Source organism: Paraburkholderia sp. PGU19 (genome assembly GCF_013426915.1).
Taxonomy (GTDB): domain Bacteria; phylum Pseudomonadota; class Gammaproteobacteria; order Burkholderiales; family Burkholderiaceae; genus Paraburkholderia.
Genome location: NZ_AP023180.1, coordinates 1,710,002 through 1,730,245, shown reverse-complemented (window position 1 = coordinate 1,730,245; position 20,244 = coordinate 1,710,002). Strand labels below are relative to the sequence as shown.

Genomic DNA, 20,244 nt, shown 5'->3' with positions numbered 1-20,244 from the left:
GCGCATCCTCCCCCTCCGCGCTACGATGACAAGGACAATCGAGCGCCATCGCAGTGCGCGTTCCCAGTGCATCCACCGCGCGCAGCGCACAAATCCCGAATGGCATAACGCTTGCTTGATCGAGATTGAAAAACCGAATGCGCAGCGCATTCGCCTTCTATCCGACAAAAAGAGTGGGGCGTAACATGCGATGCTTTGACGAGATGCGTCAGTTCGATGACGCCGTGCGGCCGCACTATCAGCGGTTCGAACGCTGGCTCGTGCAGCAAGGCAGTGAGGCAATCGTGAGAAAGCGGGCCGAAGCCGATCTGCTGTTTCGCCGCGTCGGCATCACGTTCGCCGTCAACGGCGATCTGTCAGGCACCGAGCGGCTCATCCCGTTCGATCTGATCCCGCGCATCATCCCGCGCGGCGAATGGCAAACGCTCGAAGCCGGCCTCAGGCAGCGCGTCCAGGCGCTCAACCTCTTCATTCACGACGTCTATCACGACCGCAACATCGTTCGCGCCGGCATCGTGCCCGCCGATCAGGTCTACACCAACGCGCAATACCGGCCGGAAATGCAGGGCGTCGACGTGCCGCTCGGCGTCTACGCCCACATCGCAGGCGTCGACGTCGTGCGCGCCGGCGAGAACGGCGAGTTCTACGTGCTCGAAGACAATCTGCGCGTGCCGTCGGGCGTGTCGTACATGCTCGAAAACCGCAAGATGATGATGCGGCTCTTCCCCGAACTGTTCGTGCAGAACCGCATCGCGCCCGTCGCCCACTATCCCGATCTGCTGCTCGACACGCTGCGTTCGGTGGCGCCCGAAGGCGTCGACGATCCCGTCGTCGTCGTGCTGACGCCCGGCATGTACAACTCCGCCTACTTCGAGCACACCTTCCTCGCGCAGCAGATGGGCGTCGAACTGGTGGAAGGCAAGGACCTCTTCGTCGACGACAACTACGTGTTCATGCGCACCACCCAAGGGCCGCGGCGCGTGGATGTGATCTACCGGCGGGTCGACGACGACTTTCTCGATCCGCTCGCGTTCCGCCCGGATTCGGCGCTCGGCGTGCCGGGGCTGCTGACGGCGTATCGCGCGGGTCGTGTGGCGCTGGCGAACGCGATGGGCACAGGTATCGCCGACGACAAGTCGATCTATCCGTACGTGCCCGACATGATCGAGTTCTATCTGGGTGAAAAGCCGATCCTGAACAACGTGCCGACCTACCAGTGCCGCAAGCCTGACGACCTCGCCTACACGCTCGCGCATCTGCCCGAGCTGGTCGTCAAGGAGGTGCATGGCGCAGGCGGTTACGGGATGCTCGTCGGGCCGGCGTCGACGTCGGCGGAAATCGAGGCGTTCCGCCAGCGGCTGATCGAAAAGCCCGCCGGCTACATCGCGCAGCCGACGCTCGCGCTGTCAGCCTGTCCGACTTTCGTCGAATCGGGCATCGCGCCGCGCCATATCGATTTGCGCCCTTTCGTCCTGTCGGGCAAGACGGTGACGATGTGCGCGGGCGGCCTCACGCGCGTCGCGTTGCAGGAGGGCTCGCTGGTCGTCAACTCGTCTCAGGGAGGCGGCACGAAAGACACCTGGATGGTCGACTGACCACGTCCGACCGATGTTCCGAAGCGCCCGCATCGCGCGATGCAGGCGCAAAGCCGACAAACCACGGGCAACCCGGCGCGCTTCGCGTCACACGGCGACGAGAGCGCGTCCAATCAATACGGAAAGCCGACATGCTGAGCCGCACTGCCGATCATCTGTTCTGGATGGCCCGTTACATGGAGCGCGCGGAGAATACCGCGCGCATGCTCGACATCAACCTGAAGGCGCAATTGCTGCCGCAGACGCCCGAACAGGAGGAGCGCACGCAGCGCTCGGTGCTGCGCATCTCCGAGCTGGAGCACGCGTTCGCGCAGCGCTACGACGAGCCGACCCGCGAAAACGTGCTCGATTTCATGGTGGCCGATCCGACCAACCCGTCGAGCATTCATTCGTGTCTGCAGGCAGCCCGCGAAAACGCGCGCGCGGTGCGCGGCACACTGACCACCGAATGGTGGGAGACGATCAACGATACGTGGCTCGAATTCAACGAGCGCACCGCCCACGGCGAGGTGTCGAACAACCTGTCGGCGCTGTTCGAATGGGTGAAGTTCCGCTCGCATCTGTCGCGCGGCGTGACGATCGGCACCGCGTTGCAGGACGACGCATTCTTCTTCACGCAGCTCGGCACCTTTCTCGAACGCGCGGACAACACGGCGCGCATTCTCGACGTGCGCTTCGCCGACGCCGAGCCGAACTCGCGCGAGGCGGCCCGGCAGCTCGAAGACTTCTATTACTGGACGTCGATTCTGAGTTCGGTGTCGGCGCTGGAGATCTACCGCAAGGTGTATCGGGATGTCGTGACGCCGGCGCGTGTGGTCGAACTGATGATCCTGAATTCGCAGATGCCGCGCTCGCTGCTGGCGTCGCTCGACGGCGTCTGCGAAAACCTCGCGATGCTGCGCACGCAGGGCTCGAATCAATGCGAGCGCTTTGCGGGCAAGCTGCGCGCCGAACTGCTTTACTCGGATATCCGGCAGATTTTCGAAACCGGTCTGCACGCGTGGCTCACGCAGTTTCTCGCCCGCGTGTTCGAACTCGGCAACATGGTCGCGCGCACGTACCTGATGCTGCCCGTTGCCTGATGGAGTGCCCTCAATGTATCTGACGATCCGCCACGACACCTTTTACCGCTACGAATCGACGGTCCATTACTCGATCCAGCAACTGCGCCTCACGCCGTCGAGCGGTGCTTCACAGATCGTGCGGCGCTGGACGCTCGATGCGCCCGGCAAGCTCGACTCGACCTTCGATGCCTATGGCAACGTGCTGCACACGCTCGTGCTCAACAAGCAGCACGACGAGATACGCGTGCATGTGTCGGGCGAAGTCGACACGTTTGCGTTGATCGACGGTCGGCTCGGCAACGACGCGGGCGCGATCCCGCTCGAGCATTTCACCTGCGCGACGCGGCTGACCGACTGCGATCCCGCGATCCGCGAACTGGCGGCGTCCGTGCCGTCGCTCGACAAGCCAGCCGCGCTGATTGCGCTGGCGGAGAAGATCATCGATCGCGTGCAGTTCGAGACGGGCGCGACGGGCGTGACGAGCACGGCGTCGCAGGCGCTCGCGCTCGGCAAGGGCGTCTGTCAGGACCACGCGCATCTGATGCTCGCGTGCTGCCGCGCGCGCGGCATTCCGGCGCGCTATGTGAGCGGCTATATCGAACCGGGCGACGTCGAACATGCGGCGAGTCACGCGTGGGTCGATGTGTGGCTCACGGGTATCGGCTGGATTTCCGTCGACGTCACGCACGCTGCGTTCGCCAGCGAGATGTATTGCCGGCTCGCGGCGGCGCGCGACTATGAAGCGGCGTCGCCTGTGCGCGGGCGGCGTATCGGCGGACTGGAAGAAACGCTCGATGTGTCCGTTGCCGTGAAGGCGCAGGAACAGTCGCCGCAATAGGCGGCGCGCCGCTAAACCTGGGGTCTTTTCGGGCACACATCGGCTGCAGCGTGCCAGGCGCGCGCATTACAATGGCAGCGTCCCGCGGCGCTGCCCGCGGCCTGTGCCTTTTTCCGGCTCGCCCAACCGTTCGTTTAGGGCAGCCGTCTGGATTCCTGTCATGACTTACTGTGTGGCGATGTGCGTCGATGAAGGGCTCGTGTTCCTGTCGGATACGCGGACCAATGCCGGCGTCGATCACATCAGCACCGCGCGCAAGATGTCGGTGTTCGAAGAGCCTGGCGAACGCATGCTGGTGCTGCTCGGAGCGGGCAATCTGTCGCTCACGCAGGCCGTGCTGCAAGAGTTGTCCGAGCCTACTGGGCCTTCCGCTTCGTCGAAGCCCACGCTCTGGAGCGTGCCCACCATGGCCGATGCCGCGCGCGTGGTCGGCCAGGCAGTGCGCGACGTGCACCTGCGCGAGGCGAATGCGCTGCAGGAATTCGGCGTCGACTTCAATTGCAGCTTCATTCTCGGCGGACAGATCCGTGAGAACGCGGAAAGCGGCAATGGCGCCGGACAGCCGCGGCCGCGTCTCTTCATGATCTATGCGGCGGGCAATTTCATCGAATCGTCACGCGTGAACCCGTACTTTCAGATCGGCGAGTCGAAGTATGGCAAGCCGATCATCGACCGCGTGCTGATCCCATCCACGCCGCTCGACGAGGCCGCCAAGTGCGCGCTGATCTCGATGGACTCGACGCTGCGCTCGAACCTCTCGGTCGGGCTGCCGCTCGATCTGCTCGTCTATGAGAAAGATTCGCTGAAGGTGACGCGCTTCGTATCGATCGATCAGGACAATGCCTATTACCAGATGATCCATCGCACGTGGGGCGAACGGCTTCGGCAAGTGTTCGGCGAGATTCCCGATCCGGACTGGCAAGTCACGGGCGACGTGCCGCAGAACGGGCATGTCGGAGAGATGGTGCTGTATCGGCCGCCGGGCGAGTTGCATGCGCATGCAGCGCCCGGCACGCCGGGTGTCGATCCGCGGCCCGCGCAGACTCTGGCGCAAGCCGACAAGCCTAAAGCGCGCGGCTGATCGCGCTGACACAGCGCGCCCGCTTCAGGGCGCATCCACTTTTTCCACTGGGGCAATGAAAAAAGCCAGCGTTGGCTTGCGCCGCTGCTGGCTTCAGAGTACGGCTCGATGTCTCGAGCCGTGCGTCATATTGTTCTATTAGAACTTGTGACGGATACCCAGGCTGACGATTTCCTGGCTGGTCGAACCTGCCTGGTAGCCATACGAGCCAACCGATGCGCCTGCGTCGACGATCTTGCCCGTGGTTTGATCACGCTGATGGCCGCTTGCGTGCTGGTAAGCACCGATCAGGTACAGGTCGGTACGCTTCGACAGATTGTAGTCGCCGCCCAACGAAACCTGGTTGTAGCTTGCCGACGCGTCGCCAGAGCCGTGCGTGTACGTGTAGCCCAGACCGACCAGCATCGCCGGCGTGATCTGGTAGCCAGCGAAGGCGCCAGCAACCTGATACTTCTGCTGCGACGCGAAGCCCGAGAATGCGTCCGGCTTGTACTGCGCGAAGCTGTAACGCAGGTTGAACGTGAACGGACCCGTGACATATTGGCCAGCAACCGACGTGATGTCGATCTGCTTGGCAGACTGGTACGCGCCGTTGATGTTCGAGCCGTCAAACGTACCGTCCGACGTCACGCCTGTGTTCCACGTGCCAGCCGGCGTTGCCGGGGTGACGCCGCGGCTAGCCAGCGTGTTGGCGTTTTCCATGCGGAAGTAGCCAGCTGCAACGCTGAACGGACCGCCGCTCCACGTTGCTGCGCCTGCCCACGATTGGCCTGCACCCGTTGCGCCAGCGACGCCGCCGAGAGCGTACATGCCTTCGAACTGGAAGCCGCTCCACACGGGCGACACGTACTTGATTGCGTTGTTCGTACGCGAGCTGTTGTCGTTGTTGTCAACGTCGCCCGGCGTCGTGAACGTGCTGCCGAAGTAGTTGTCAGCCGTCAGCGGCTGGACCAGGTCGACCAGCGGGTCGTACTGGCGACCCAGCGTGAACGTACCGTACGCGTCGTGCGTCAAACCGACATATGCCTGGCGGCCGAACAGCTTCGTGCCCGTGCCGTACGAGCCCATCTTGCCGTTGTTCGGGTTGAAGCCGCTTTCCAACTGGAAGATCGCCTTCAGGCCACCGCCCAGGTCTTCCGTGCCCTTCATGCCCCAACGGCTGCCTTGCAGGTTACCGGCGGCCAGTTGCCAAAGGTTTTGGTCAGCCGGGTTTGAGTTGTGAACGTACTGGATCGAGTCATCGATCAAGCCATAAAGCGTCACGCTGCTCTGTGCATGTGCTGCGCCTGCAGCGCCGAGCAGTGCCAGCGAGAGCGTCGACAGTGCGATTCGTTTCATCCATTTCTCCACGCAGATGATTGGTTTTCGTTGTTGCGAATCGGAGAATAGCGCAGTGTCTCTACGTGTAAGAACTGAAAAAAATTAAGGTGTATCGAAAAACCGACAGCCCGGTAGAAGCCTTGTATCGTAAGCTTGTCAACGATTGTTTCTGTTTTGGCAATATTGAATCTCTGACTATGGATTATTGTTCTTTTTATGACAGTGATCGATAGCATCGGTACGATTTACGTCATCAGGCGCGTGTTTCGTGTAAGAAAGTTGTCTAGTCGACTGCGGAAATATCCGCTTTCACATAAAGAAGTTATAAAGGCTGCGAGCGTTCAGCTTGACGTTTCGGGTGGACAGTTTCGGTCGGATGTGATCGTGGCCGGCCGGCGCTGTTGAAGTGGACGCTTAACGGGTGGCGTTATCGGAGGGCGGTGTTTCAGTGTCATCCGAAGCGTTGCGGCGCCGGGCGAACGCGGCCACGGCCATCGCGGTGCTCGCCGCGATCAGCATCGACTCCCATGGATGCCGCCGGACGTAACGGTCGGCCGCGATGGCTCTGCGTCTTGCCTCGACGATCGTCACCGCGGCGGCGCGCGTCGCCTGCGTTTCGACCTCGATGACAGTTTTGCCGATCGACACGGCCTTGCCGATGCCGGCGTCATGCTTCGCCAGCAATCGCGTGGCAATGGAAGGACGCGGTGTCGGCGGCGTGACGGTTGGAGCCTGCTGCGGGTCGCTTCCCGGGCCGCGTGCCGGACCACGTCTTGCGTCTGTCGCCATCGTCGATGCCGCCAGCACGGACGCCAGCATCGCGCGGCTGCCCGGCGGCGGGGCGGGCGCGAAACCCCACGCGCCGCGCGGATCGTGCATGCGGCCGCGCGCCGCGGAGAACTCCGCGCCGAGCAGCAACACGACCGCCGAGAAGTACAGCCACATCAGCAACACGGCGAGCGAGCCGGCCGCGCCGAACGAATTGGCCATGCCGGCATGCGCGAGATAGAGCGCGAAGAGCTTCTTGCCCGCCGAGAACAGCGCGGCCGCCACCGTCCCGCCGACCAACGCGTCGCGCCAGCGCACGGGCGCATCGGGCAGGAACTTGAGCAGCGCGGCGAACGCGAACGCGAGCACCATCCAGCCGACGGCCAGTTGCAGCAGATTGCCGATCACCACGTACGGCGAGTCGCCCCAGATCCAGTTGCCGATGAACGTGATCGCCGTGTCGAGCACCAGCGACACGATCAGCAGGAACGCCACGCCGAGCACGAGGCCGAACGAGATCAGCCGCACGCGCACCAGCGCGAACACGCTCGACGCGCGCGGCGCCACCGACGGCCAGACGATATTGAGCGCGCTGTTCAACGACGAAAAGGTCGCGGACGCGCCCACGGCCAGCAGAACGAACGAGATGATCGCAGCGACGCCGCCCGCGCTGCCGCTGCGATGCGCGTTCTGCACGATGGTCGTGACGGCGGCAGCGGCATCGTTGCCGAGCACGCTATGCACCTGTCTGAACAGTTCGCCGCGCGCGGCTTCAGCGCCGAAGAACCAGCCGGAAATGGCGATCACCATCACGAGCGTCGGCGCGAGCGAGAACGCCGCATAGAACGCGATGCTCGCCGCCATCGCCGCGCAGCGGTTCTCGGAGAACTGCCGCAACGCGCCGGCAGCCCACGACGCCTGCTTCTTCGCGACCGTTTGCAGCTTGTCGGCGGACAGTGAATCGAGTTCCATGACGGTCCTTCATCACGAGGGTTGATACGTCGAACGCACAACGCATGGCATCGCGGATTCATCGCGCATCGACGTGCGACGAGGCATGCAACTGACAATCGTATGACGCAAGCGTCATGCCCATCTACCTATGCGAGTACAACAAAAACGAGCAACAGGACTAAACCACAACGCCGAGTCGTCGAGCATAGATTGTGCTGCGCTTTGTGCTTCCGTCTGCTTACGATCGTCAGGAAACGACTTATACTTTTTTCACATCCCCACAATTAGAACGAGAGGCGACCATGTTGCAAATGTCCCGCCGTCAGTTTCTGAAAGTGACGGCGAGCACGCTGGCCGGATCGAGTTTGGCCCTGATGGGCTTCTCGCCGGAACCCGCGCTCGCCGAAGTCCGACAGTACAAACTGGCTCGTACTACCGAAACGCGCAACACCTGTCCTTATTGCTCAGTCGGCTGCGGCATCCTGATGTACGGCCTGGGCGACGGCGCGAAGAACGCGACTGCCAGCATCATCCACATTGAAGGCGACCCGGACCACCCGGTCAATCGCGGCACGTTGTGCCCGAAAGGGGCGAGCCTGATCGACTTCATCCACAGTCCGAGCCGTCTGAAGTATCCCGAGTATCGTGCGGCCGGTTCCGATCAGTGGCAACGCATTTCGTGGAATGATGCGCTCGACCGCATCGCCAAGCTGATGAAGGAAGATCGCGACGCGAACTTCGTCGAAAGCACGTCCGACGGCAAGAAGGTCAACCGCTGGCTGACCACGGGCATGCTCGCGGCGTCGGCGGGCAGCAACGAGGTCGGCTATCTGACGCACAAGACCGTGCGCAGCATGGGGATGCTCGCGTTCGACAACCAGGCGCGTGTCTGACACGGCCCGACGGTGGCAGGTCTTGCCCCGACGTTTGGCCGTGGAGCGATGACGAACCATTGGGTCGACATCAAGAACGCGGACGTGATTCTGGTGATGGGCGGCAATGCGGCCGAGGCGCACCCGTGCGGTTTCAAATGGGTGACTGAGGCGAAAGCGCACAACAAGGCGAAGCTGATGGTCGTCGATCCGCGCTTTACGCGCACGGCTTCCATCGCGGACTTCTATGCGCCGATCCGCACGGGCACGGACATCGCGTTCCTTGGCGGCGTGATCAACTATCTGCTGACCAATGACAAGATCCAGCACGAGTATGTGAAGAACTACACGGACATGCCGTTCATCGTCCGTGAAGACTTTGCGTTCAACGACGGCATCTTCTCCGGCTACGACGCGAACGCGCACAAGTACGCAGACAAATCGACGTGGGATTACGAGCGCGGCGACGACGGCTTCGTGAAGGTCGATATGACGCTGCAGCATCCTCGCTGCGTGTACAACCTGCTCAAGCAGCACTATTCGCGCTACACGCCGGAGATGGTCGAAAAGACCTGCGGCACGCCGAAGGACAAATTCCTGCACGTCTGCGAGACGCTCGCGACTACGGCAACGCCGGGCCGCGCGGGCACGATTCTCTATGCGCTCGGCTGGACGCATCATTCGATCGGCGCGCAGATGATCCGCACGGGCGCGATGGTGCAACTGCTGCTGGGCAATATCGGCATCGCGGGCGGCGGGATGAACGCATTGCGCGGCCACTCGAACATCCAGGGGTTGACGGACCTGGGCCTGATGTCGAACCTGCTGCCAGGCTACATGACGCTGCCGAACGAGCCCGAGCAGGATTTCGACGCCTATATCAAGAAGCGCGCGGCGCAGCCGCTGCGGCCCAACCAGTTGAGCTACTGGAAGAACTATCGCGCCTTCCACGTGAGCATGATGAAGTCGTGGTGGGGCGACGCCGCGACGGCCGACAACAACTGGGGCTTCGACTACCTGCCGAAGCTCGACAAGCCGTACGACCTGCTGCAGACCATCGAGCTGATGTACCAGGGCAAGATGAACGGCTATATCTGCCAGGGCTTCAATCCGCTGGCGGCCGCGCCGAACAAGGCGAAGACGGCGGCGGGCCTGGCGAAGCTGAAGTGGCTCGTCATCATGGACCCGCTCGCGACGGAAACCTCCGAGTTCTGGAAGAACTACGGCGAGTACAACGACGTCGATGCATCGAAGATCCAGACGGAAGTGTTCCGGCTGCCGACCACCTGCTTCGCCGAAGAGCGCGGTTCGCTCGTGAGTTCGAGCCGCGTGCTGCAATGGCACTGGCAGGGCGTGGAGGGGCCGGGCGAAGCGCGCAGCGACCTCGAGATCATGTCGGGCCTTTTCCTGCGCATGCGCAAGGCGTACAAGGAGCAGGGCGGCAAGTATCCCGATCCCATCGTCAACCTGAACTGGACGTACGCGCATCCCGACAGCCCGACGCCCGAAGAGATCGCGATGGAGTTCAGCGGCAAGGCGCTCGCTGACCTGCCCGATCCCAAAGATGCGAGCAAGGTGCTCGTCAAGAAGGGCGACCAGCTGGGCGGCTTCGCGCAACTGAAGGACGACGGCACGACGGCGAGCGGCTGCTGGATCTTCTGCGGCGCGTGGACCCAGAACGGCAACCAGATGGGCCGGCGCGACAACAGCGATCCGACGGGCATCGGTCAGACGCTCGGCTGGGCATGGGCATGGCCCGCGAACCGGCGCGTGCTGTACAACCGCGCGTCGTGCGACCTGAACGGCAAGCCTTTCGACCCGAAACGCAAGCTGATCGCTTGGAACGGCACGAGCTGGAGCGGGCCCGACATTCCCGACTACAAGATCGATGAGGCACCCGAAAATGGCATGGGGCCATTCATCATGAACCCGGAAGGCGTCGCGCGTTTCTTCGCGCGCGACGGCATGAACGAAGGGCCTTTCCCCGAGCACTACGAACCGTTCGAGACACCGCTCGGCTACAACACGTTCCATCCGAACAATCCGCTGGCGACGAACAACCCGGCTGCGCGTGTGTTCCCGGACGACCGCGAGGCGTTCGGCAAGGCGGCCAATTTCCCGCACACGGCGACCACCTATCGTCTGACGGAACACTTCCACTTCTGGACCAAGCATGCGCGCCTGAACGCGATCATCCAGCCGCAGCAGTTTGTCGAAATCGGCGAGGACCTCGCAAAGCAGGTCGGCGTGGTGGCGGGCGACCGCGTGAAAGTGTCGAGCAATCGTGGGTACATCGTCGCCGTGGCCGTCGTCACGAAACGGATCAAACCGCTGATGATCGACGGCAAGAAGGTGCAGACGGTCGGCATTCCGCTGCATTGGGGGTTCAAGGGCCTGACAAAGCCGGGCTATATCACCAACACATTGACGCCTGTCGTGGCCGACGCGAATTCGCAGACACCGGAATTCAAGTCGTTCCTCGTGAAGGTCGAGAAGGCATAGGGGAGGCGTCATGGCATTTCAATCGCTCGATATCAAACGCATCTCCGCCACGACCGTGCAGCCGACGTCGGTGCGCGAACCTGTCACGGGAGAAGTCGCGAAGCTGATCGATGTGACCAAGTGCATCGGTTGCAAGGCGTGCCAGACGGCGTGCATGGAGTGGAACGACCTGCGCGACGAGGTCGGCATCACAACGGGCGTCTACGACAACCCGCGCGATCTCTCCGAGCATTCGTGGACGGTGATGCGCTTCACCGAGTACGAGAACCCGAAAGGCGATCTCGAATGGCTGATCCGCAAGGACGGCTGCATGCACTGCGAAGATCCCGGCTGCCTGAAGGCGTGTCCGTCGCCGGGCGCGATCGTGCAGTACACGAACGGCATCGTGGATTTCCACGAGGAGAACTGCATCGGCTGCGGCTACTGCATTGCGGGTTGCCCGTTCAATATTCCTCGGCTCTCGAAAGCGGATCATCGCGTGTACAAGTGCACGCTCTGCTCGGACCGCGTCGGCGTGGGCCAGGAACCGGCGTGCGTGAAGACCTGCCCGACGGGCGCGATCGTGTTCGGCACCAAGGTCGACATGATCCAGCACGCGGAAGAGCGCATTACGGACCTGAAGGAGCGTGGCTTCGAACACGCGGGACTGTACAACCCGGCGGGCGTGGGCGGCACGCATGTGATGTACGTGCTGCATCACGCGGACCAGCCGTCGCTGTATCACGGCTTGCCTGACGATCCGCACATCAGCCCGTTCGTGAAGCTGTGGAAAGGCATTGCGAAGCCGCTCGGCGTCGCGGCGATTGCGCTGACGGCGCTGGCCGGCTTCTTCCACTACACGCGCATTGGCCCGAACGAGGTCAGCGAAGAAGACGAAGACGCCGCCCGCAACGCCGCGCACGATATCCGCGAACGGCGCGAGCACAAGCCCGAGGAGCCCGTCAAATGAAACATCATCGGCATGAGAACCCGGACCTGATCGTGCGCTATACGCCGAACGAGCGCACGAATCACTGGATCACGGCGATCACCTTCGTGCTGCTCGCGCTGTCGGGCCTGGCGCTGTTTCATCCGTCGATGTTCTGGCTGTCCGCGCTGTTCGGCGGCGGGCAATGGACGCGCATCCTGCATCCGTTCGTCGGCCTTGTGATGTTCGCGTCGTTCATGATTCTTGCGCTGCGCTTCTGGCATCACAACTATCTCGACGCCGACGACCGGCAGTGGCTGCGACAGATCAACGATGTGCTCACGAACCGCGAAGACCGGTTGCCCGAAGTCGGCAGATACAACGCCGGGCAGAAGCTGCTGTTCTTTGTGCTGGTGCTGTGCCTGCTGCTGTTGCTGCTGAGCGGCATCGTCATCTGGCGCGCGTATTTTGCGTTTTATTTCCCGATTGAAGTGGTGCGCGTCGCAGCCGTGATTCATGCCGTGACGGCGTTCGTGCTGATCTGCAGCATCATCGTGCATATCTACGCGGCAATATGGGTGAAGGGTTCGATCGGCGCGATGGTGCGCGGCACGGTGACGCTCGGCTGGGCGCGCAAGCATCATCCAAAGTGGTTTCGCGAGAGTATCAAGTGACGTGTGAGCGGCGCGCGCCGGGCCGGTGGTGCGCGCTGCGTCTGCATATCTGCTACTGTTGACGCCATCCATGTTTCTGACCAGCAGGAACCTGAATTGGTGCAACGCATCCTGGAACCCGGCCAGATCGAATCGATCGATCACTCCGCCATTCCGCGCCTGCGCATGCCGGAGCGCGCAACGCTATTCTCGACGCGCGCCGCGCGCCTTCGCCAACTGGCGGGCGCGAGTCCGATTGGCGGCTATATCCGGCTGATGGCGACATTGGCCGACGCGCAGCAGCAAATGCTCGCGCAGATCACCGCGACGATGCCCTCCAGAGAATCCATCGACCTCGCGCAGCAGCATTCGATGCCCATCGCGCCCGCGACCACGGCGGAGCGCGATCCGTTGTGGCGCGACGTATTGCAGCGTCTGCTCGATCGCGTCGAAGCGGCGGGACTGGTGACGCCCATGCTCGCCCGCGTGATCGACGACTTGCGCGTAAAGCGTGCGGAAGAACTCGACGCACTCGCCGACGCGATCCTGGCGCTGCGCTTCAACGAAGTCGAGCCCGCGTCCGCGCCGTTCGTGATGGCGGCGCTGCAGGTGGTGTGGACGGACATCGCGAGCCGCATCGATCAGCGCGCCGTGCCGTATCTCGACGGGCCCGGCGCGTGTCCCGTGTGCGGCGTGCCGCCCGTCGCGAGCATCGTGCGCGTGGGCGGACAGTTCCAGGGCTATCGCTACGTGCAATGCGGCCTGTGCTCGACCGAGTGGCATGTGGTGCGCGTCAAGTGCACGAATTGCGATTCGACGAAGGGCATCGCGTATCACGGCATCGACGGCGGCAGCGAAGCGCTGAAAGCCGAATCGTGCGACGAGTGTCACACGTATCGCAAGATCGGCTATCAGGAGAAAGACTACGACTTCGAGCCGCTTGCCGACGACCTCGCGAGCCTCACGCTCGATCTGCTGATGAACGAAGCAGGCTATAAGCGCAGCAGTCCGAATCCGCTGCTGTGGCCGGAAGTGCCTTCGGACGAGTGAGCCGTCGTCGTAGCAACCGCGCGGGGGACGCAAGCGTGAGCGAAGTGTCGGGAAACGAGCTGAACAGGGACGTGCGCGCGTTGCTCGCGCGCGTGCCGGCTGTCGAGCGCGTGCTGTCGTCGGCGCAAGTGCAACCATTGATCGGCGAATACGGCCGCACGCAGGTCGTCGACGCAATACGCGCGGCCGCCGACTCACTAAGGCGCGACCTGCTCGCGGGCACTTCGTTCGATGAATCGTTCAGCTTCGAAACGAAGCTCATCGATGACGCGTCTCGCACGCTCGCCGCGCGCGCGCGGCCCCATTTGCGCGCGGTGTTCAATCTGACGGGCACCGTACTGCATACGAATCTCGGGCGCGCACTGCTGCCCGACGAAGCCGTGCGGGCGGTGATCGAAGCGCTCACGCGGCCGATGAACCTGGAGTTCGACCTCGCCACGGGCAGCCGCGGCGACCGCGACGATCTGATCGACGAACTCATCTGCGAACTGACGGGCGCCGAGGCGGCGACGGTGGTCAACAACAACGCGGCGGCCGTGCTCCTCACGTTGTCGGCGCTCGCGTCGAAGAAGGAAGTGGTGGTGTCGCGCGGCGAACTGGTCGAGATTGGCGGCGCGTTCCGTATTCCCGACATCATGTCGCGCGCGGGCGCGAAGCTGCGCGAGATCGGCACCACGAACCGCACGCATCTGAAGGATTACGACGAGGCGATCAACGCGCGCACCGCGCTGCTGATGAAGGTGCATTGCAGCAACTATGCGATAGAAGGCTTCACAAAAAGCGTATCCGTCGATGAAGTCGCGCAGCTCGCGCATGCGCGCGGCCTGCCGATGGCCGTCGATCTCGGCAGCGGCACGCTCGTCGATCTTGCACAGTTCGGTTTGCCGACCGAGCCGACCGTGCGCGAGACAGTCGAAGCGGGTGCCGATCTCGTCACGTTCAGTGGCGACAAGCTGCTGGGCGGGCCGCAGGCGGGCTTGATCGTCGGACGCGCCGAGCTGATCCGCAAGATCAAGAAGCATCCGCTCAAGCGCGCGCTGCGCGTTGGCAAGCTGACGCTCGCGGCGCTCGAACCCGTGTTGCAGCTTTATCGCGCGCCCGAGCGGTTGCGCGAGCGGCTGACGACATTGCGTCTGTTGACGCGTCCCGCCGCCGACATGCAGGAACAGGCGGCGCGTGTGCAAGCAGTGCTGCAACGCGCGCTCGGCGAAGCGTACAGCGTGACAGCCGAGCCGATGATGAGCCAGATAGGCAGCGGCGCATTGCCTGTCGATCAGTTGCCGAGCTTCGGTCTTGCGATGCGCAATGCCGCGGGCAAGCGCGGCGGCCGCGCGCTGATGAAGCTCGAAGAAGCGCTGCGTGCGTTGCCGCGCCCGGTGCTCGGACGCATTGCCGATGACGCGCTGTGCCTCGATCTGCGCTGCCTCGAAGCCGCCGACGAAGCCGTATTCGTCGCGCAATGCGCGGAGCTGTGGATATGATCGTCGGCACGGCGGGCCATATCGATCACGGCAAGACGACACTGGTACGCGCGCTGACGGGCGTCGACACCGACCGCCTGAAGGAAGAGAAGGCGCGCGGCATCTCGATTGAACTCGGCTACGCGTACACGCCGCTCGATAACGGCGACGTGCTCGGCATGATCGACGTGCCGGGCCACGAAAAGCTCGTGCATACGATGGCGGCGGGCGCGTGCGGCATCGATTACGCGCTGCTCGTGATCGCCGCCGACGACGGCATCATGCCGCAGACGCGCGAGCATCTCGCGATCCTGCAACTGCTCGGCATTACGCGCGGCGCGATCGCATTGACAAAAACCGATCGCGTGGATGACGCGCGCATCGCGCAGGTGCACGAAGAGATTCGCGCGTGGCTTGCTGCGACGCCGTTCGCCGACGCGCCCGTCTTCGACACGAACGCGACTTCATCCGACGATGCCGGCGTGCGCGCGCTGTCGCATCATCTGCGCGACGCGGCCGTCGCGTGGCGCGCGCGGCGCGACGATGGGCTGTTCCGTCTCGCCGTCGACCGCGTGTTCACGCTTGCAGGGCAGGGCACGATCGTGACGGGCACGGTGTTCGCCGGACGCGTCGCGACGGGCGACACGCTGATGCTCGAACCGGCGCATCGAGCCGTGCGCGTGCGCAGCATCCACGCGCAAAACCGTGCGGCCGATGTAGGGCGTGCGGGACAGCGCTGCGCGCTCAATCTCGCCGGTATCGATAAAGACGCGATTGCGCGCGGCGACTGGATCGTCGACGCGCGGCTCGCGAAACCCGGCGAGCGGTTCGACGTCGAGCTGACGCTACTCGCTGACGCGGATATCACGCTGCAACACTGGGCGCCGCTGCATGTGCATGTCGGCACGCTGCATCGTGTCGCGCATGTCGCGTTGCTCGAAGGCGATACGCTCGCGGCCGGTTACAGCGCGCGTGTGCAGCTGGTGTTCGATGCGCCTGTCTGCGCGTTGCCGGGCGACCGCTTCATCGTGCGCAATGCGCAGGCGACGCGCACGGTCGGCGGCGGGCGCGTGCTCGATCCGTTCGGGCCGCCGCGCAAGCGCAGGACGGCGGAGCGGCGCGCGTGGCTCGACGCATTGCAGGCATGGCTCGACGACGGCCGTATCGGTCCGCTGCTCGACGAGGCGCCGCGCGGCGTAACGCGTTCGATGCTGACACAACTGACGGGACTGCCCGCGGACGCATTGCCGCTGCCTGCCGATGCCGACGAGATTGCGCTGCATGGCAAGGACGCGGGGGATGCCGTCGTCGTGTTACGCACGCACTGGGCGCGTCTGCGAGCGAACGTGATTGCGGCGCTCGATCAATATCACGCGCGCTCGCCTGACGAACTGGGACCGGATGCCGCGCGCTTGCGGCGCATCGCGGCGCCGCTGGTGCCAGACGCAATGTGGCGCACGCTGGTCGATTCGCTCGTGGCGGAAGGTGTCGTCGCGAGAAGCGGGCCGTGGCTGCATGCGCCGGAGCATTCGGTTACGCTCGATGCGAACGAGCAGGCGCTCGCCAATGCATTGCTGCCGCTGCTGCGGGAAGGCCGCTTCGATCCGCCGTGGGTGCGCGATCTCGCGAAGACGACGGGGCAGCACGAAGAGGCCGTGCGTCAGGTATTGCGCAAGCTGGCGCGGCAAGGCGACGTGCATCAGGTTGTCCGCGATCTGTTCTATCACCGCGACGTGGTGCATGAGCTTGCGCGGCTCGTCGCTGGGATTGCGAATGGGCATGGCGGCGCGCTGGGCGCATCGGGGTTTCGCGACGCGACAGGCCTGGGGCGCAAGCGCGCGATCCAGATTCTGGAGTTCTTCGATCGCATCGGCTATACGCGCTTTCAACGCGAGGTGCACTGGCTGAGGCCGGATTCGCATTTGCGTGAGGCGCTTGCGTGCGAATCGGGTGCGTGATGTGGAGTCGCGCGATTGCGCGCCCCGCGGATGCTGGTGTTGTTTAGCGCTGGCTATAATCGGTCGCGGGAAGTTTGTGGGTGAAGTGAGGCGTCGACGGAAGGCATTCGTATCTGGTGGTGCGGCTGGGCTTCAAACCCAGTAGGGGGTGTCAGCCACTCTCTGGTCGGTTCGACTCCGGCTGCCTTCCGCCCAGTGGTGACATGGGTTTCCGGATAATTCGAATTCCTTTCATTTGAAATTGTTTGCCCCTCCATCTCCCCTTGATTCCCCGCAGGAATGACACAGGAGAACGCGGTCGGGGAGTTGCAAAAGAACGCGGCGCGCGGCCGCGCAGCGGCTCGATGCGAAGGCTCGGGTTCCTGGTAATCCCGGTCACACGCTGGTTTCGGCAATTCGGCTCAGGGTGACCGGTGTGGTGATCTCTATGAGCGCAATCCACGTCGCGCGACAGATGACCGGATCAGCGAATTGAAGGAATCGATCCACATCGATGGCATCAAACAGATGGTCACCGTCACCCGACGCCCGAACGTGCGTGTTGGCCAGCCAGAATTCCAGTGTTGCCATTTTCTGTACCTCGAAGGCGGCTAGCGTGATAACTGAACCCATCGCACGCCGATGCCTATCCGTTATCGGCTTCGCTCGGAAACCTGCCCGATGATCTACCAGTGCTTTTCGACCATGTTGCAGCCATGCGAGATCGGTCAAATTCCTCGGCCGCGAATGGCCGCTGTCGAGAAAGTCGAATGCTCCTTGCCGACCACTTCGGCCCGTCAGTCCAGTCGATCTCAACGGCGGCATCCAAAGGTGGATTGGCCGTTCGTTGACCCGCATGGCCAGGTGCGGCATAGGCCACCAATGTGACGGTGCCGTGAAAATGCCAACGTACGCAATCGTACACTTCTGCTCTGTTTGGTCTTCGGGCTTCGTGCCCAGAGCACTATTTTTCAGGAGCACGTCCCCCGACTGACAAAACCGGCGCGGAACGTGCCGGTCTGCACGGCTCGCGGATTTGATCGCGCCGGACCGCATCCTTTCTTGCAAGCCACCTCACTGCAAAAGCCATCCGTTCTCCTGATGGAGGCCGTTGCACGTGTTGCAAATTGGGAGTACGTCATGAAGCGAATCTGTGCCGCATTCTTTGCAGCAGTGCTCAGCGCGACGGTCGCGTCAGAATGTCAGGGGCAGTATACGACCGACTGGATAGCGAATACGTTTGGGACTAACGCCACTCACGTAGGTAACGCCGCGCGTTCGATGTGGGTTGCGCCAGAAGGCACCATTTACACCGCGTCCATGTGGGACGAGAACGAGGGCGGCATTGCGATCTACAAGAGTGGTTTGAACGCCGGCAGCATTGGCGCGCATGGTGAACCACAAGGCAGTGCCATCACCGGCAATGCCACCAAGCTCTGGGCACCGCGCCAGTGGGGGCGCGTGAACGGGGTCTACTCGAGCGGCCTGGTGATCAGATACGACCGGGTGACGGGGACGTTTGACCAGAGCATCCAGGTCTCGTGCGACACCGCCGAGCGGCGCGCCGATGTGATCACCGGTATCGCCACCTGGTCCCACTTCTGGGTGGCGAGCGACAACCCGTGCGCGCGCATGCGACTTTACGACACCAATGGCACCTGGCTGCGTGACATTGCCGTGACTGACCCCGGCGCAGTTGCGTTCGACCGCAATGGCAACATCCTCGTCGCTCAGGAGGCAGAGGGCACCGTCCTTCAGGTCAGCCAGACCGGCACCATCCTGCATACGCTCACCCTGCCCAGTGGCGAAGTCCCCCATGCGCTCTACTTCGACCCAACCACGCAGTATCTTTGGATCGGCGACGCAGGACCGGACCAGAACGCGAAGATCTACGACACGCGCACGTGGACGCTGAACAGTACATTCGGGGTGAAGGGTGGCTATCTGGATACAACGACTGGTACGAAAGGCCAGGTGGGGAGCCTGCGCTTCGCGCGCATCGACGGAATCGGCAAAGACTCGGCCGGCAACCTCTACATCCTCTCGCAGCCGTGGGGAGGCTCATGGGACCATGGACGCACAGGAGGCACAGACCTCTACGAATACAGTCCGACAGGCAAACTCCTCTACAACCTGCGTGCACTGAATTTCGAGGCGATAGCCGCCCCCGATCCGGCGGCTGACGCAACCGTGTTCTATTCCGGCGTGAACATCTATTCAGGCACAGGTAGTGCGGACTGGAAGTTTGTCGCTAACACCGTTGACCCGTTCACGTATCCGTCCGACCCCCGCCTCGACGTGACTTACCGGGGGCGCGGCCTGCACTTCGGCATGATTGCGAGCGCAGGAGCGAACAGGGTGCTAGTCGCCACTGACCAGAACCCCGACGGCTTCTACTTCTTCCACTTTGACCCTGCCCAGGGCTACACTGCCGTCCCGGATGGGGTATTGCCGGGCACGCTATTCAATGCCACTGCGCGGGTTCGCAACGGCTTCTGCCTCGACAGCAGGGGTGACGTGTGGGCCGGGCTCGACAAGACCAACCAGATCTGGCACTGGCCGCTGACCGGGTTCGATGCGAACGGCAAGCCGTCATGGGGAACGCCCGTGACTGTGACAGTTCCTGCATCGATCGGTGACCTGAGCCGCATCATCTACCTGCCCGAAAGCGACACGATGATTCTCGGGCAGCGGATCACGGGCAGCACGGACTGGACCGGCATCGGAACCCGCGTAGAGGTCTACCATGGGTGGCTCGCCGGCAACACGACCAACCCGAACCCGGTTATCACGCTCACCAGTGCCAATCCGAAGTCCCTCACTGCTGCCGGCAACTACCTGTTCGTTGGCTACGTCCACACCGTGCCCAACATCGATGCCTTCAACCTGACGACGGGCAGCCTGGACAACACGTTCATCAACAGCAACCCCAGCAACGTGTACGTCGGCAATGACGTGGATTCGATGTACGGTCTTCGATCTTACCTTCGATCGACCGGCGAGTACGTGGTCACGAAGGATAACTACAACGGCTCCAGCATTGTTGTTTACCGTTGGACTCCCTGATCACCTGTGCCCGTCGCGCCGACTCCCCGCCTCAGTCCAGCAATCTGGCAAGCCTCAGCGCACAGGCAACGGCGCGCTGCCAGGATCGTTCACCGATGAACGGTGAAACTCGCAGTGGAATCGCGTCCGTCACATGTCAGGTTGCAAGCGGACCGTCGTGACATTTGTTCGAGTGGC

Annotated in this window: 14 protein-coding genes and 1 tRNA gene; 12 read left to right on the top strand and 3 right to left on the bottom strand. The window is 63.1% G+C overall.

Annotated features, from left to right (window positions below; genetic code table 11):
* The first annotated feature begins 185 nt into the window (after positions 1–185).
* The 4 genes from H1204_RS25360 (at position 186) to H1204_RS25345 (ending at position 4,578) form a co-directional block, all read left to right on the top strand.
* Entirely contained in the window at positions 186–1,595 is a 1,410-nt protein-coding gene (locus H1204_RS25360) for a circularly permuted type 2 ATP-grasp protein (RefSeq protein WP_180731286.1), read from the top strand.
* Positions 1,596–1,726: 131 nt separating this feature from the next.
* Positions 1,727–2,677: an alpha-E domain-containing protein gene (locus H1204_RS25355; RefSeq protein ID WP_042316213.1), complete on the top strand. Its 951-nt coding sequence runs from the start codon at positions 1,727–1,729 to the stop codon at positions 2,675–2,677.
* Between the two features lie 13 nt (positions 2,678–2,690).
* Positions 2,691–3,497, top strand: coding sequence for a transglutaminase family protein (locus H1204_RS25350; protein WP_180731285.1), 807 nt, complete (start codon positions 2,691–2,693; stop codon positions 3,495–3,497).
* A gap of 160 nt (positions 3,498–3,657) precedes the next feature.
* Positions 3,658–4,578: a proteasome-type protease gene (locus H1204_RS25345; protein ID WP_180731284.1), complete on the top strand. Its 921-nt coding sequence runs from the start codon at positions 3,658–3,660 to the stop codon at positions 4,576–4,578.
* A 138-nt stretch (positions 4,579–4,716) separates the two neighbouring features.
* On the opposite strand, the gene H1204_RS25340 is transcribed toward H1204_RS25345, so the two are convergent.
* On the bottom strand, positions 4,717–5,916 hold the full coding sequence (locus H1204_RS25340; RefSeq protein WP_180731283.1) for a porin: 1,200 nt from the start codon (positions 5,914–5,916) through the stop codon (positions 4,717–4,719).
* Positions 5,917–6,312: 396 nt separating this feature from the next.
* Entirely contained in the window at positions 6,313–7,638 is a 1,326-nt protein-coding gene (locus tag H1204_RS25335) for a YihY/virulence factor BrkB family protein (protein WP_180731282.1), read from the bottom strand.
* A 284-nt stretch (positions 7,639–7,922) separates the two neighbouring features.
* Between H1204_RS25335 and fdnG the strand changes: the two genes are divergently transcribed.
* From fdnG to H1204_RS25300, 7 genes are all read left to right on the top strand, one after another.
* Entirely contained in the window at positions 7,923–10,994 is a 3,072-nt protein-coding gene (fdnG, locus tag H1204_RS25330; RefSeq protein ID WP_180731281.1) for a formate dehydrogenase-N subunit alpha, read from the top strand.
* A 10-nt stretch (positions 10,995–11,004) separates the two neighbouring features.
* Positions 11,005–11,943, top strand: a complete 939-nt coding sequence (fdxH, locus tag H1204_RS25325; protein ID WP_180731280.1) for a formate dehydrogenase subunit beta — start codon at positions 11,005–11,007, stop codon at positions 11,941–11,943.
* Positions 11,940–12,575: a formate dehydrogenase subunit gamma gene (locus H1204_RS25320; RefSeq protein WP_180731279.1), complete on the top strand. Its 636-nt coding sequence runs from the start codon at positions 11,940–11,942 to the stop codon at positions 12,573–12,575. Before fdxH ends, H1204_RS25320 begins: the two co-directional genes overlap by 4 nt.
* Before the next feature lie 96 nt (positions 12,576–12,671).
* Complete coding sequence (gene fdhE / locus H1204_RS25315) at positions 12,672–13,604, top strand: formate dehydrogenase accessory protein FdhE (protein WP_180731278.1); 933 nt, start codon at positions 12,672–12,674, stop codon at positions 13,602–13,604.
* Positions 13,605–13,639: 35 nt separating this feature from the next.
* Positions 13,640–15,085 carry an L-seryl-tRNA(Sec) selenium transferase gene (selA, locus tag H1204_RS25310; RefSeq protein ID WP_180731277.1) on the top strand — a complete coding sequence of 482 codons (1,446 nt, stop codon included), beginning with the start codon at positions 13,640–13,642 and terminating at the stop codon, positions 15,083–15,085.
* Positions 15,082–17,022 (top strand): selenocysteine-specific translation elongation factor, encoded by a 1,941-nt coding sequence (selB, locus tag H1204_RS25305; protein ID WP_180731276.1) that lies wholly within the window; start codon positions 15,082–15,084, stop codon positions 17,020–17,022. The genes selA and selB overlap by 4 nt, the downstream gene beginning before the upstream one ends.
* Before the next feature lie 98 nt (positions 17,023–17,120).
* Positions 17,121–17,213: transfer RNA gene (locus tag H1204_RS25300), tRNA-Sec, on the top strand.
* A 184-nt stretch (positions 17,214–17,397) separates the two neighbouring features.
* On the opposite strand, the gene H1204_RS25295 is transcribed toward H1204_RS25300, so the two are convergent.
* Complete coding sequence (locus tag H1204_RS25295) at positions 17,398–17,592, bottom strand: hypothetical protein (protein ID WP_180731275.1); 195 nt, start codon at positions 17,590–17,592, stop codon at positions 17,398–17,400.
* Between the two features lie 549 nt (positions 17,593–18,141).
* Between H1204_RS25295 and H1204_RS25290 the strand changes: the two genes are divergently transcribed.
* On the top strand, positions 18,142–20,067 hold the full coding sequence (locus tag H1204_RS25290) for an SMP-30/gluconolaconase/LRE-like region family protein (RefSeq protein WP_180731274.1): 1,926 nt from the start codon (positions 18,142–18,144) through the stop codon (positions 20,065–20,067).
* The last annotated feature ends 177 nt before the right edge of the window (positions 20,068–20,244 follow it).